Here is a 12,819-nt window from a genome sequence, read left to right as displayed (position 1 = left end):
CGGAATATTACCGACGCAACCTCCGGGCCGCCGCGATGTCGACACCCCGTATTTGATTGAAAATTCTATTCAATTTCCGTTTAAGAATTTTTATGCTCGAAATGATCCAATGCCTGACAGAAGCCGTAGTCGAAAAGCCGAGTGACAGGCGACGGACCGCGGCCGAGAGAAACGGCTACGCGGTTTCTCCGGAGCCTGGTCTCCACCGCCCTATGTTCAAGATCGACGGATACCCGTAAGGCTCCGCCGCACAGGAGAATAGAATGTTCGACTTGCTTGCCGGCACCCTCGGTTTTGGCGCCAGCTCCGCTACCTTGAAGGCCCTTCAGAAGTCCCAGGCCATCATCGAGTTTTCTCCTACAGGACGGATCCTGCGGGCGAACGACACGTTCCTGAAGGTGATGGGTTACCGGCGGGACGAAGTCGTCGGCCGGCACCATTCCATCTTCGTCTCGAAGGACTATGCGGCCTCGGCCGAATACCGGGAATTCTGGACGGGGCTGGGCCGGGGCGCCTTCGGCCGCGCCGAATACCAGCGGTTCCGCAAGGACGGCTCCGAGATCTGGCTGCAGGCGTCGTACAATCCGGTGATCGGACTCGGCGGGCGGGTCGTGAAGGTCGTGAAACTGGCCACGGACATCACGGCGGAGAAGCTGCGCTCGGTGGAGGTACAGGGAGAGGTCGATGCGATCCGCCGCTCCCAGGCGGTGATCCAGTTCGCCCTGGACGGAACGATCCTGGAAGCGAACGAGACCTTCCTGAAAGCCATGGGCTACACGGCGTCGGAAATCGTCGGCAAGCACCATTCGATGTTCGTCGAGGACAGCGAGAAGCATTCCAAACAGTACACGCAGTTCTGGGCGTCCCTCGGACGCGGCGAGTTCCAGAGCGGACAGTTCCGCCGCCTGGCCAAGGGCGGGCGCGAGATCTGGATCCGCGCCACCTATAACCCGATCCTCGACGCCGCCGGCCGACCGTACAAGGTGGTCAAGTTCGCGTCGGACATCACCGACGTGAAGCTGCGGTTCGCCGATTTCGAGGGGCAGATCGCGGCCATTCACAAGTCGCAGGCCGTGATCGAATTCAAACTCGACGGCACGATCCTGAGCGCGAACGAGAACTTCCTAAAGGCCATGGGCTATTCGGCCGAGGACGTGACCGGGCGCCATCACCGGATGTTCGTCTCCCCCGACGAAGCCCAATCGAACGCCTATCAGCGTTTCTGGGCCGATCTCGCCATGGGCCGTTACCAGTCGGGCCAGTTCAGGCGGATCGGAAAGGGCGGCCGGGAAGTCTGGATCGAAGCGTCCTACAACCCGATCCTCGACATGAGCGGGCGCCCCTTCAAGGTGGTGAAATACGCCACCGACATAACCGAGGACATCCGCCAGAAGGAGCATTTCAACATTCTGTCCCTGGTCGCCAACGAGACCGACAACAGCGTCATCATCACCGACGCGGAGGGGCGGATCGAATACGTCAATGCCGGCTTCACCCGGATGACGGGCTACAGCGCCGAGGAGGCGATGGGGAAGATCCCCGGCCGGCTGCTCCAGGGCGAAAACACCGATCCGGACACGGTGCAGCGGATCCGCCAGAACCTGGCCCGCCACCAACCTTTCGTCGAAGAGATCCTGAACTACGCGAAAAGCGGGGAGCCGCACTGGATCTCCCTGTCGATCAACCCGGTCACCGACCGGATCGGCAAGATCGAGCGCTACGTCTCCGTCCAGGTGAACATCACCGAAACCAAGCTGCGCGCCCTGGAAGCCGGGGCGCGGATCACCGCAATCGAACAATCGAACCTGGTCCTGGAATGGGACAGCGAGGGACGTCTTTCGGCCGCCAACGACCTGGCGCTGAATGCGCTGGGGGTGCGCTCGGTCGACGAGGCCCGGGGAATCTCCGGGGTGGCCTTCGACGCCCTGTTCGAGGCGGAAGTCCGCGACAAGCTCCGTGCCGGCGAGGCCGTGGTCCGCGAGCTTTCGGTGAATGTGGACAATTCCACGCGGCTGTATCTCGCCGCCACCGTCCAGCCCCTGCGCGACGTGCACGGCGCCCTGCAGCGCGTGGTCGTCTATGCCACCGACACCACCGCCAGCCGGACATCCATCGAGAAGACCCGGGAGATCATGGACGAGGTCCTGAACCGGATCCATGTCACGGCCGGCAACATCTCGGACGTGTCGGAACAGACCAACCTGCTGGCGCTCAACGCGACCATCGAGGCGTCGAGGGCCGGAGAGGCTGGCCGCGGGTTCGCCGTGGTGGCGTCGGAGGTCAAGACGCTGGCCTCGCGCTCGGCCGAACTCTCGACCGAGATCGCCAAGCTGATCTCGGAGACCCAGCAGCAGATCGAACAGTTCCGCTCGGGAACGGCCGCCTGATCGGGACGGCCGCCCGCAGAGGCTCAGAGATCGTCGAGAAAGGCCTGGAGCGCCGAGTTATACGCGGCGGTATCCTCCAGATAGGGCGCGTGACCGACGCCCGGGAGTTCCTTGGTCTTCACCTGCGCCGGTCCACCCGCCAACGCGGCCAGCAAGTCGCCGCTGACCTCCTTGGTGACCGTCCGGTCCTCCTGGCCGGTCAGCACGAGAACCGGCAGGATGAGGGAGGCAAGCGCGGCCGAATTGTCCGCCACGGCGATCAGGCGCATCGCCGACTCGAGACCCTCGCGCCGGGTCTCGGCGGCGATGCCCGTCAGGCGTTCCAGGATTTCCGGCGCGCAGCCCGGTGCCGCCATGCTCTTGGCCCGGTTGGCGCCGTATTCGCGCGCCGGCAGCGTCTCGAGTTCCCTCAGCCGCGCCAGATAGGGCTCGCTCAGCGGTGTGCCCGGGGCCTGACGCCGTCCGAGCAGCGTGCAGGACAGGGCCAGCGCGCGCAGCCGCTCGGGATAGGTGCCGGCGAAACGGCCGGCGACCACGCCGCCCATGGAATGGCCGAGCAGGACGAACCGCGGAAGCTCCAATGCGTCGACCAGCGCCGCCAGGGCCGCGGCGTAAGCATCGACCGTCGGCTCGACCGTGTCGCTCTCGCCATATCCCGGCGCATCCCAGGCGGTCACCCGCCAGCGTCCGGAGAACGCGGCGAACTGTTCCTCCCAGGTCCGCGAATTGCCCGCCAGACCATGCAGCAGGACCAGATCGGGGCCCGATCCGGCCTGTCGGTAGGAGACGCGCCCATGGTGGAGATCAAGGGTCTGCCGGTCGGGAAATGCCATGGACGGGTACTCCGAAACTGATCCACCCGATACGCCGGGCGCGCGCAGGGCCTCCGATCATCCCTAGTCCCGAATGCTCCCGCCATCAATGGCTTAACGGCTGGAGGCACGGCCGCAGACCCGCAGACCGGCTCCTCTCGACTACCCAAGGACCGGGCCGGATAGATAGCAATTTAAATTAATTAGTTATTATGATTTCGACCTTAAGCTTCTGCGTGATCAGAACGCAAAGGACGCAAGAGACCATGACTGCTGGGACCAATGCTTTGGAGTGTGCGGATGTTTGTGCCGGCCGCACGCCGAGTCTCGGCGCCTACGAAGCCCCATGTGTCTGCGATCGCGGCGGACAGCCGGCGGCGTATCCGAACTTCGGGGATCAGGATCTGCATGCCCTGCTGCGCTACTGGCTGTCCCTGAAAACGGGTGACCGGATTCCGGAGCGACGCGACTTCGACCCGATCCGGGTTTCGGCGTTGCTCAGCCGGTTCTGGATCATCCGCCGCGAAGCCGATACCGGCCGCTACAAGTTCCTTCTGGCGGGCGAACAGATCCGGTCGCTGTTCGGCCGTCGGGTCGCTGATATCTACGTCGACGACCTGTTCGGGGAGCACGAGACGACGCTCCACGACGCCCTGAGCGAGGTGATCGATACTCCGGCCATCCACTACGCCTCAGGCCCGCTCTACCGCGCGGGCATGTACCCGCTGCACACCGAGCGTCTGGCGCTTCCGATGGCAGAGGACGGGGTGGTGAACACGGTCTACGGGGTGACCCTGTACCGGCGCCCGACGGCCGCGCCGAGCACGTCCGCCGAATACATCGGCATCGCGGATCCCGTCGTCCTGCCGGTCCGCGATCTGCCCTGTCAGGGCTGTCTGCTGTTCTGATCCGACCTCCGGGCGGCCGGGCACCAGGAAAATGGTGGGCCCGGCAGGATTCGAACCTGCGACAACACCGTTATGAGCGGCGCGTTCTGACCGCTGAACTACGGGCCCCCGGCCGCGGCGCGAAGCCGCGACCTCCGTCACCACTTATCGTCGCGCGTTCGTCCAATTGTCAACGCGCGTGACCTGAACCGCCGCAATTCCGGCATTCCTAAGGCGACCTTTCGGTCACACGGCAGGATAGAGCCGCTGCTCGGGGCAGCGGCCGAAGCGGACCGGTTTTCCCCTTCCAAAGCCACCGTCGGAACCTATGGTACGGCCTTCTGGGCGGTTCCGCCGTCGCCGCCTCCCACCAACGCCCCGGACTTCCATGAGCGATCCCGTTGTCGACCACCTCCTCGCCCGCCAGGACGACATCCTGCGCGACCTGAAGACCCTGCTGCGCATGCCCAGCGTCAGCGCCGATCCGGCCTTCGCCCAGGGCATGGCCGACGCACGGGAGTTCCTGGCGGATCGGCTGACGGCGATCGGCATGGAGAACGTGCAGATGCTGGACGGCGGCGGCCAACCGGCCGTCTATGGCGACTGGCTGCACGCGCCGGGCAAGCCGACCCTGCTGGTCTACGGCCATTACGACGTGCAGCCGGCCGACCCGCTCGACCAGTGGACCACCCCACCCTTCGAGCCGACCGAGCGCGACGGCAAGCTCTATGCCCGCGGCGCCTCCGACGTGAAGGGCTCGACCCTGATCGCCATCGAGTCGGCCGCCTCCCTGCTCTCGGTCGAGGGCAAATGCCCGCTCAACGTGAAGTTCTTCCTGGAAGGCGAGGAGGAGACCGGGAGCCCGAGCCTGCGGACCCTGATCGAGCGCTACCGAGACCTGCTTGATGCCGACGCCGTGCTGTCCGCCGATGGCGGCCGGGCGAGCCGGGAGGTGGAGACCATCAACACCGGCGCGCGCGGCACCAACAAGCTGGAATTCACCCTGCGTACCGCCGCCGGCGACCTGCATTCCGGGCGCTATGGCGGGGCCGTGCGCAACGCCCTGCACGAGATGGCCGCGCTGATCGCCACCCTGCATGACAGTCAGGGCCGGGTCGCGGTGGCCGGCTTTGACAGCGATGCCACCCCTCTCACCAACCAGCAGCGGGCCGACACCGCCGCCTTCCCGTTCGATGAGGCGGCCTTCCTGGCCGAGGTCGGCGCGCTGGGACACGGCGACCCGCAGTTCAGCATGCGCGAGCGGATCACCCTGCGGCCATGTCTGGATGTGAACGGCATGTGGGGCGGCTATATCGGTGCCGGCTCCAAGACCGTCATCCCGGCCGAGGCCCATGCCAAGATCAGCATCCGCGTTGCCGCCGGACAGGATCCCAAGCGGGTGCTCGACGCGGTGATCGCCCATTTGAAGAGCCACTGCCCGGACGGCGTCGAACTGACCATCGACCGGGCGGGCGGCGACTCGCCGGCCTCCACCCTCGCCCCGGACCATCCGCTGGTACAGGCGGCCGAGCGGGTGCTGAAGGGCGAGACCGGCCAGCGGCCGATCCACGTGCGGCTCGGCGCCAGCGTGCCGATCACCTCGATCTTCAAGGAGACGATGGGCATGGACACGCTGATGTTCGGCTTCAACCTGCCGGACGAGCCGGTGCATGCGCCCAACGAGTTCTTCCGGCTGGAATCGATCCCCAAGGGCCTGACCGCCTGGCCCAAGATCCTGCGCGAGCTGGCGACCTTCGAGCCGGCAGCGTTCAAGGCCTGATCGCAGACGGGGCGGCCTTACGAAGCCGCCCCTCTTCCTCGCCACTCACCCCGCCATCAGCCGGTCGAAGATCGGATCGGGATCCTCCACCTCCACCAGTTTTCCGCCCTCGATCACCCAGATCCGGGTCGCCACCGCCCGCACGAAGGCACGGTCGTGGCTGACCAGAAGGCAGGCGGCTTCATGACGGATCAACTCCTCCTCCAGCATCTCCTGCCCTTCGATATCGAGATGGTTGGTCGGCTCGTCCAGCAGGAAGAAGTTCGGCTGAACCAGCCGCAGCAGCAGCATGGCCAGCCTCGCCCGCTGCCCACCGGACAACCGGCCGATCGGATGGTGCTGGGCATCGACGCCGATCCCGGCCCCGGCGAGTTGCGAGCGTGCGACGTGATCGTTCAATCCGCTGGACTGCTTCACCGCCTCCCAGGGCGAGGCGAAGCCGTCGAGCTGCGACAGCGCCTGATTGGAATAGCCGAGACGGAGGCTGGCCGCCCCGCGGACCTGCGGGTCGCCACCCGACAAGGCCGCCCGCAGCCGTTCCACCATCCGTGTCTTGCCCGTGCCGTTTGCACCCAGAAGCGCCACTCTGTCCCCGTTCTTGATCAGCGCCTTGGCGATCCTGAACAGCACGCGTCCGTCGGGCGTGGCGATCTGCGCCCCCTCCATCGTCACCAGCGCCTTGGCGTGGGTGTCGCTGCTGGACAGCCGAATATTCCCGGCGGAGCGCTCGGCATGGGCCGGGCGCGCCTGTTCCTCCAGCTTGTCGGCCCGCTCCGACAGCTGCTTGGTCTTCACCACCAGCAGGTCGGAGCCGGAATTGATTCCGATATTCTTCAGCTTCGCCGCCTGCTGGCGCAGGGTCTTCACCTTGCGCATGTCGTTCTCGAACTGGCGGTCGCGGGCGGCATCCCGCTCGGCCAGTGCGGCGAGCGCACGGGTGTAGGGCAGCGCGAACTCCGCACTCTCCTGCGGGCGCAGGAACAGGGTGCGGGTGCTGACGTCGTCGAGGAACGCCCGGTCGTGGCTCGCCGCCACCACCGCGCAGTCCTTCGGCAGGGCGTCGAGAAACCGTTCCAGGACCCCGATGCGGCCGATATCCAGATGGTTGGTCGGCTCGTCCATCAGCAGCAGGTCGGGCTCCACAACGGCGGCGCGCGCCAGCAGCATGGTGCGCTGCCAGCCGCCGGACAGCCGCCCGACCGCCACGTCGCGCAGGTCGGCATCCACCGCCAGATCCTCCAGCAGGATGTCGACCCGCCAGCTCTCGGTTTCCGCCGCCTCGGGGTCGAGCGCATCTCGTATCGCCTCGTAGAGGCTCAGGGACAGCAGCCGCTCGGGCGGATCCTGCGGGGCGAAGGCGACGACCAACCCGCGCGACCGGGTCACGGTTCCGGTCGTCGGCTCGTCCTCCCCGGCCAGGATGCGCAGCAGGGAGGACTTGCCGCGCCCGTTGGCGGCGACGATGCCGAGGCGGTCGCCCTTGGCGAGGGAGAGATCAAGCCCTTCGAACAGGGTCTCGGCACGAATCAGGGAGAGGTCTTTGACGGCGATCAGGGACATAACGGTCTCATCGGAAGTCAGGATGGCGCAGAACGCGCGCCAAGAGAGGCTGACGGATGAGACGGCGATGCGTTCCCGGTCAGCCCCGCGAGATCAGACGCGGGGCGGAGACAGGTCCTCGGGTGCGGTCGTGGAAGCGCTGGTAAAGCACCGGCTTCCCCCTTCTTCTTCGAGATCGCGGACACCGATTGATAGCCATGGCGGCGCGCCATGACAAGCCGGACGTGCGGCCGACACAAAACTGCAAAGTAGGTCTGCAATGTTGACCTTTGCTGCGATGCACAATTGCTCTTGTGCATCGCAGCAAACTGACTATCTTCTGGGTCAGGACGTAAACGCGTGAGCCATCGAGAAACGATGGTCGGGGAGCAATAAGAAGCCTAGGTCCGGGAGGCGGACGTCTGCCAACACACCAAGGTGATCCACATGCATCCCTATACCGCGCAGGAAAACGAGTGGCTGTCCGGCCGCAATGCCAGCGAAGCCTCTGTCCCCCCTCTCACCAAGCCGGTCGCCGTGATCGACGACGCCGTGATCCGCATGCACATGCGGCGCGGCGAACGCATGCGCGCCGAGGAAGTCCGGCGCTGTGTCGCAGCCCTGTTCCGGCTGCCCGTCACCGCGCTTCGCGCCGTCGGCGCCTATCTGAAGCCGGCCGCCGCCAAGCCGCACCACTGAGCGGCCTCACCCGATCGCATCCGCCCCGGCCCGTTGTCGGGGCGGTATGCGGATCGGCGCATGCGGTCATGCGCAGTCGGACACTGTTCGCCCGCCGACCGGTTTGATAGACCGGCGCCATGATCCAGTCCCCCGCCCCCGGGGCCGCCTCCCGCTCGCCGAAGGATGAGCCGGTCGTCGCCCGCACAATTGCCGATCTCCGCTCCCTCGTCGCCGGCTGGCGTCGGGAGGGCCTGTCCGTCGGCCTCGTCCCCACCATGGGTGCCCTGCATGCCGGGCATCTGAGCCTGGTCGCCGCCTCCCAGGCCGCCTGCGACCGCACCATCGTGTCGATCTTCGTCAACCCGAAGCAGTTCGCGCCGGGCGAGGATCTGGATGCCTATCCCCGAACCTGGGACGCCGATCTGGCCGCCCTGCGCGCGGTCGGCGGCCATGCCGTCTTCGCGCCGATTCCGTCCGAGATGTATCCGGCCGGCCATGCCACGACCGTCTCCGTCGCCAACCTGACCGACTGCCTCGACGGCATCGCCCGCCCCGGCTTCTTCGACGGGGTGGCGACCGTGGTCGCCAAGCTGTTCCTGCAGGCGGGCGCCGACATGGCGTTCTTCGGCGAGAAGGACTTCCAGCAGTTCCTGGTGGTGCGCCGCATGGCCGCCGATCTCGACATCCCCACCGCCGTCATCGGCTGCCCGACCGTGCGCGAGGCTGACGGGCTCGCCCTGTCGTCGCGCAACACCTACCTCTCCGCCGCCGAACGCGCCACCGCACCGCGGCTGCATGAGGAGATGGCGAAGGCGGCCCATCGCATCCGCTCAGGCGACGGGGACATCTCCGCCGCCTGCGCCGATGCGATCGCCGCCCTAGCCGCCGAGGGCTTCGGGCCGATCGACTATATCGAGCTGCGCGATGCCGAGACCCTGGCCGCCCTCACCGGCACCGATCCCGTCACCCGCCCGGCCCGGCTCTTCGCCGCCGCCCGGCTCGGCGAAACCCGGCTGATCGACAATATCGGGGTGTGAGTCGCCCCCTTCCGCCATTCCCGCCTGCCCTCTATAACCGCGGACAAGATTCTAAGAGAGCCAATCGACACGCGGGAGGACAGGCGGCATGGCCGAGAAGTTGAAGATCGCGGTGATTCCGGGCGACGGCATCGGCTGGGAAGTCGTGCCCGAGGGCATCAAGGTGCTGGAAGCCGTCGGCGCCAAGCACCGCCTGGAATACGAGTTCACCGAGTTCGACTGGAGCTGCGAGCGCTTCCACAAGACCGGCAAGTTCATGCCGGATGACGGGCTGAAGCAGCTCAAGACCCACGACTCGATCTTCCTCGGCGCCGTCGGCTTCCCCGGCGTGCCGGACCACATCTCGCTGTGGTCCCTGCTGATCCCGATCCGCCGGTCGATGAACCAGTACATCAACCTGCGCCCGGTGCGGATGATGAAGGGCATGAAGTGCCCGCTGGCCGGCCGCGGTCCGGAGGACATCGACTTCTGGGTCGTGCGCGAGAACAACGAGGGCGAATACTCCGAGATCGGCGGCCGCCTGTTCCAGGGCACCGAGAACGAGATGGCGATGCAGGAGACGGTCATGACCCGCAAGGGCTGCGACCGGGTCATGCGCTACGCCTTCGACCTGTGCCAGCGCGTCGGCAAGAAGAAGGTCACCTCGGCCACCAAGTCGAACGGCATCATCCACACCATGCCGTTCTGGGACGAGCGCTTCGAGGCGATCGCCAAGGAATACCCGGACATCGCCACCGACAAGTTCCACATCGACATCCTGACCGCGCAGTTCGTGCTGCATCCGGACTGGTTCGACGTGGTGGTCGGCTCCAACCTGTTCGGCGACATCCTGTCCGATCTCGGCCCGGCGGTGGCCGGCTCCATCGGCATCGCGCCCTCGGCCAACATCAACCCTGAAGGCGACTACCCCTCCATGTTCGAGCCGGTGCACGGGTCCGCCCCGGACATCGCCGGCAAGGGCATCGCCAACCCGATCGGCCAGATCTGGTCCGGCGCCATGATGCTGGAGCATATGGGCCACCAGGCGGCGGCCGACGACATCGTCAAGGCGATCGAGACCGTGCTGTCGGAAGGCGGACCGAAGACCCCGGATCTCGGCGGCCAGGCGGCCACCACCGATCTGGGCGACGCCATCGCGGCGGTGTTGAAGTAAATTGGCCTGAAGTAACCCGGCAGGAGAGAGCCTTGGGCGTGAGCGAGTACGTCACCCGCGACGGCGGGCACCGCTATCCGGTCGACACCCCGATCTGGCGGTGCCCCGAGACCGGGGCGCCGGTCAACCTCACCGAGGGCGAGGGCCTGAGCCGGGGCGATATCGACACGGGAGAACGCTCGCTGTGGCGCTACGCCAAGGCGATCCGGGTCGACAAGAGTGCCCGGGTGCCCCTGGGCGAAGGCTGCACGCCGCTGATCCCGATGGCACTGGACGGCGGCAATGTCCGCCTGAAACTGGAATCCCTGATGCCCAGCGGGTCGTTCAAGGACCGGGGCATGGCGGTGCTGGTCGCCTATCTGAAGGCGCACGGCATCACCGAGGTGATGCTCGACAGTTCCGGCAACGCCGCCGGCTCGCTGGCCTGCTACGCCGGCGCCTCGGGCATCAAATGCACGGTGCTGGTGCCGGCGAAAACCTCCCCCGCCAAGGTGGCGCAGATGCGGGCCTATGGGGCGGTGGTCGACCTGGTGGAAGGGACGCGCCAGGACGTGGCCGCCAAGGCGCTGCACCTTGCCGAGCAGGGCGTGTTCTACGCCTCCCACAACTGGCAGCCCTTCTTCATCGAGGGCACCAAGACCCTGGCCTACGAGATCTGGGAACAGTCGGGCTTCACCGTGCCCGACAACATCGTGATCCCGGTCGGTTACGGCTCCAACCTGCTGGGCTGCCGCATCGGCTTCGACGAGCTGAAGCGGCGCGGCGAGATCGACCGGGTGCCGCGCCTGTTCGCCGCCCAGCCGGCCAATGTCGGCGCGCTGGTCCGCGCCTTCGAAGCGAATGCAGACACGCCGGTGGACTTCACCCCGCAGCCGACCATCGCCGAGGGCGTGGCCGCCGCCAAGCTGGTGCGCACGGCCGAGTGCGTGGCCTCCCTGCGGGAGACCGGTGGCGGGGCGGTCGCGGTCGCCGAGGAGAAGATCCTGCCGGCGGTCCGCATGCTCGCCTCCAAGGGCGCGCTGGTGGAGCCGTCCTGCGCGCTGGCCGCCACCGGGTACGAGCAGCTCGTCGCCGACGGCACGATCTCGGCGGACGACGACACGGTGGTGGTGATGACCGGCAACGGGCTGAAAAGCCTCGATGCCCTGATGGAGTAGGCCGCGTGCGCGAGAAGAAGTATTTCGAGGATTTCCGGGTCGGCGACGTGCTGACCGGCCAGCGGGTGACGGTCACCGAAAGCCAGATCGTCGACTTCGCCTTCAAATGGGACCCGCAGCCGTTCCACGTCTCCAAGCCAGATGCCGAAGAGACGATGTTCGGCGGGCTGATCGCCAGCGGCTTCCACACCCTGGCCCTGACCTTCCGCCTGATCTGGCAGGCCGGCCCGCATCAGGAGACCAATGTCGGCGGCACCGGCATGGACAACCTGCGCTGGCCCCGTCCGGTGCGTCCGGGCGACACCCTGTCGGCGACGGCCGAAGTGATGGAACTGATCCCCTCCTCCTCACGCCCGTTCGGTCGGGTGCGTCTAGCCTATACGACGAAGAACCAGAACGACGAGGTGGTGATGACCTGCGAGATGCATCACCTGGTGGCCAAGCGGCCGGACCAATAACGCCCCTCCATCGTCATCCCGGACAAGACCGGACTAGCTCCGGGCTTGGACCGGGACCCAGCTTTCCCCCACCGGGGTCCCGGCCGAGCTCCGGGCCCCACCCGGAGTTCGCCGGGATGACAAGGTGGAGGATGTTGAAACCGCACCTTACCCCCGCACCCCACTCATGATCACGTGGCCGGCCTTCATCCAGTGCAGGTCCACGCCGTCGAACCCGGCCGCCCGCAGCCAGTCCAGCAGGTCCGTCACGCTCGACGGCTTGTCCAGCGGGTCGGGGCCCGGCAGGCGGTAGTAGTTCCAGTCCTCCGCCACGAACCGTTCGTAGCCCTCCAGCGTGCCGTCGATGTCCAGCGCGCGGCGCCGGGTCTCTTCGTCCCACGCATCCGCCGCCACGGCCCGGCCGACCGCCGTTGCCGGCTCCACCAGGTCGGCCATGACGAAGACCCCGCCCGGCCTCAGCGCGGCATGGATGTCGGCGAAGAGCCGCTGCTTCTGCAGACCGTCCAGGTGATGGATCGCCAGCGACGACACAACCGCATGCAGCGGCTCCGGCGGCCTGCGCCAGCCGGTCTCGGCGATGTCGATGAGCGCGGTGTCCAGCCGTGCCGCATGACCGCCAGCCGCCGCACGCGTCGCCTTCAGCATGCTGGGCGAGCCGTCTAGGGCCAGAACCCGCAGATCCGCTAACCGCTCCAGCATCGCCGCCGTCAAGCCGCCCGCCCCGCAGCAGATCTCCATCGCCAAGGCGGCACCCTCGGGCTGCGGAATGAGCGACAGGATCGTCTCCACCTGCAACTCACGCTCGGGCACGGCGTAATGGGCGAGGTCGCGGAAGGCGGCGCTGGTATCTTCGGTCCAGAGGGGCTCTGCCAAGGCGATCTCCATTGCTAGGGGGCGAGGGGTTCAGCCTCTCGCCTGCAATCGCCAT

General features: G+C 66.9%; 11 protein-coding genes and 1 tRNA gene. 8 read left to right on the top strand and 4 right to left on the bottom strand.

Going from position 1 to position 12,819, the window contains the following annotated elements:
* Positions 1-263 precede the first annotated feature (263 nt).
* Positions 264-2,387, top strand: coding sequence for a PAS domain S-box protein (locus T8K17_RS10660; protein ID WP_322334488.1), 2,124 nt, complete (start codon positions 264-266; stop codon positions 2,385-2,387).
* 23 nt (positions 2,388-2,410) lie between these two features.
* On the opposite strand, the gene T8K17_RS10655 is transcribed toward T8K17_RS10660, so the two are convergent.
* Positions 2,411-3,220, bottom strand: coding sequence for an alpha/beta hydrolase (locus T8K17_RS10655; RefSeq protein WP_322334487.1), 810 nt, complete (start codon positions 3,218-3,220; stop codon positions 2,411-2,413).
* Positions 3,221-3,465: 245 nt separating this feature from the next.
* On the opposite strand from T8K17_RS10655, the gene T8K17_RS10650 reads away from it, so the two are divergent.
* A complete protein-coding gene (locus T8K17_RS10650) occupies positions 3,466-4,107 on the top strand; it encodes a PAS domain-containing protein (RefSeq protein ID WP_322334486.1) in 642 nt (213 codons plus the stop codon).
* Positions 4,108-4,139: 32 nt separating this feature from the next.
* On the opposite strand, the gene T8K17_RS10645 is transcribed toward T8K17_RS10650, so the two are convergent.
* A tRNA-Ile gene (locus T8K17_RS10645) sits at positions 4,140-4,215 on the bottom strand.
* A gap of 259 nt (positions 4,216-4,474) precedes the next feature.
* Between T8K17_RS10645 and T8K17_RS10640 the strand changes: the two genes are divergently transcribed.
* Positions 4,475-5,866, top strand: coding sequence for a dipeptidase (locus tag T8K17_RS10640; protein WP_322334485.1), 1,392 nt, complete (start codon positions 4,475-4,477; stop codon positions 5,864-5,866).
* A gap of 45 nt (positions 5,867-5,911) precedes the next feature.
* Here the strand turns inward: T8K17_RS10640 and T8K17_RS10635 are convergent, their stop codons facing one another.
* Complete coding sequence (locus T8K17_RS10635) at positions 5,912-7,426, bottom strand: ABC-F family ATP-binding cassette domain-containing protein (RefSeq protein ID WP_322334484.1); 1,515 nt, start codon at positions 7,424-7,426, stop codon at positions 5,912-5,914.
* Positions 7,427-7,852: 426 nt separating this feature from the next.
* On the opposite strand from T8K17_RS10635, the gene T8K17_RS10630 reads away from it, so the two are divergent.
* From T8K17_RS10630 to T8K17_RS10610, 5 genes are all read left to right on the top strand, one after another.
* Complete coding sequence (locus tag T8K17_RS10630) at positions 7,853-8,104, top strand: hypothetical protein (RefSeq protein WP_322334483.1); 252 nt, start codon at positions 7,853-7,855, stop codon at positions 8,102-8,104.
* Positions 8,105-8,223: 119 nt separating this feature from the next.
* The gene (gene panC / locus T8K17_RS10625) at positions 8,224-9,123 is read left to right on the top strand and encodes a pantoate--beta-alanine ligase (protein WP_322334482.1); all 900 of its coding nucleotides are present in this window, start codon (positions 8,224-8,226) and stop codon (positions 9,121-9,123) included.
* Positions 9,124-9,211: 88 nt separating this feature from the next.
* Complete coding sequence (locus T8K17_RS10620; protein WP_322334481.1) at positions 9,212-10,276, top strand: tartrate dehydrogenase; 1,065 nt, start codon at positions 9,212-9,214, stop codon at positions 10,274-10,276.
* A 38-nt stretch (positions 10,277-10,314) separates the two neighbouring features.
* Entirely contained in the window at positions 10,315-11,433 is a 1,119-nt protein-coding gene (locus T8K17_RS10615) for a threonine synthase (protein WP_322334480.1), read from the top strand.
* Positions 11,434-11,438: 5 nt separating this feature from the next.
* The gene (locus tag T8K17_RS10610) at positions 11,439-11,891 is read left to right on the top strand and encodes a MaoC family dehydratase (protein ID WP_322334479.1); all 453 of its coding nucleotides are present in this window, start codon (positions 11,439-11,441) and stop codon (positions 11,889-11,891) included.
* Between the two features lie 147 nt (positions 11,892-12,038).
* On the opposite strand, the gene T8K17_RS10605 is transcribed toward T8K17_RS10610, so the two are convergent.
* Positions 12,039-12,764 carry a class I SAM-dependent methyltransferase gene (locus T8K17_RS10605; protein WP_322334478.1) on the bottom strand — a complete coding sequence of 242 codons (726 nt, stop codon included), beginning with the start codon at positions 12,762-12,764 and terminating at the stop codon, positions 12,039-12,041.
* Positions 12,765-12,819 lie beyond the last annotated feature (55 nt).

Origin of the sequence: Thalassobaculum sp. OXR-137, from assembly GCF_034377285.1 — a bacterium.
Taxonomy (GTDB): Bacteria; Pseudomonadota; Alphaproteobacteria; order Thalassobaculales; family Thalassobaculaceae; genus Thalassobaculum.
Note: the sequence above shows the minus strand (reverse complement) of the source record. Positions and strands in the feature narration are given on the sequence as shown.

Excerpts from the sequence above, each read along its gene's own strand:
- panC (WP_322334482.1), top strand. The coding sequence starts at position 8,224 with ATGATCCAGTCCCCCGCCCCCGGGGCCGCCTCCCGCTCGCCGAAGGAT.
- T8K17_RS10650 (WP_322334486.1), top strand. The coding sequence starts at position 3,466 with ATGACTGCTGGGACCAATGCTTTGGAGTGTGCGGATGTTTGTGCCGGC.
- T8K17_RS10655 (WP_322334487.1), bottom strand. The coding sequence starts at position 3,220 with ATGGCATTTCCCGACCGGCAGACCCTTGATCTCCACCATGGGCGCGTC.
- T8K17_RS10630 (WP_322334483.1), top strand. The coding sequence starts at position 7,853 with ATGCATCCCTATACCGCGCAGGAAAACGAGTGGCTGTCCGGCCGCAAT.
- T8K17_RS10620 (WP_322334481.1), top strand. The coding sequence starts at position 9,212 with ATGGCCGAGAAGTTGAAGATCGCGGTGATTCCGGGCGACGGCATCGGC.
- T8K17_RS10640 (WP_322334485.1), top strand. The coding sequence starts at position 4,475 with ATGAGCGATCCCGTTGTCGACCACCTCCTCGCCCGCCAGGACGACATC.
- T8K17_RS10635 (WP_322334484.1), bottom strand. The coding sequence starts at position 7,426 with ATGTCCCTGATCGCCGTCAAAGACCTCTCCCTGATTCGTGCCGAGACC.
- T8K17_RS10660 (WP_322334488.1), top strand. The coding sequence starts at position 264 with ATGTTCGACTTGCTTGCCGGCACCCTCGGTTTTGGCGCCAGCTCCGCT.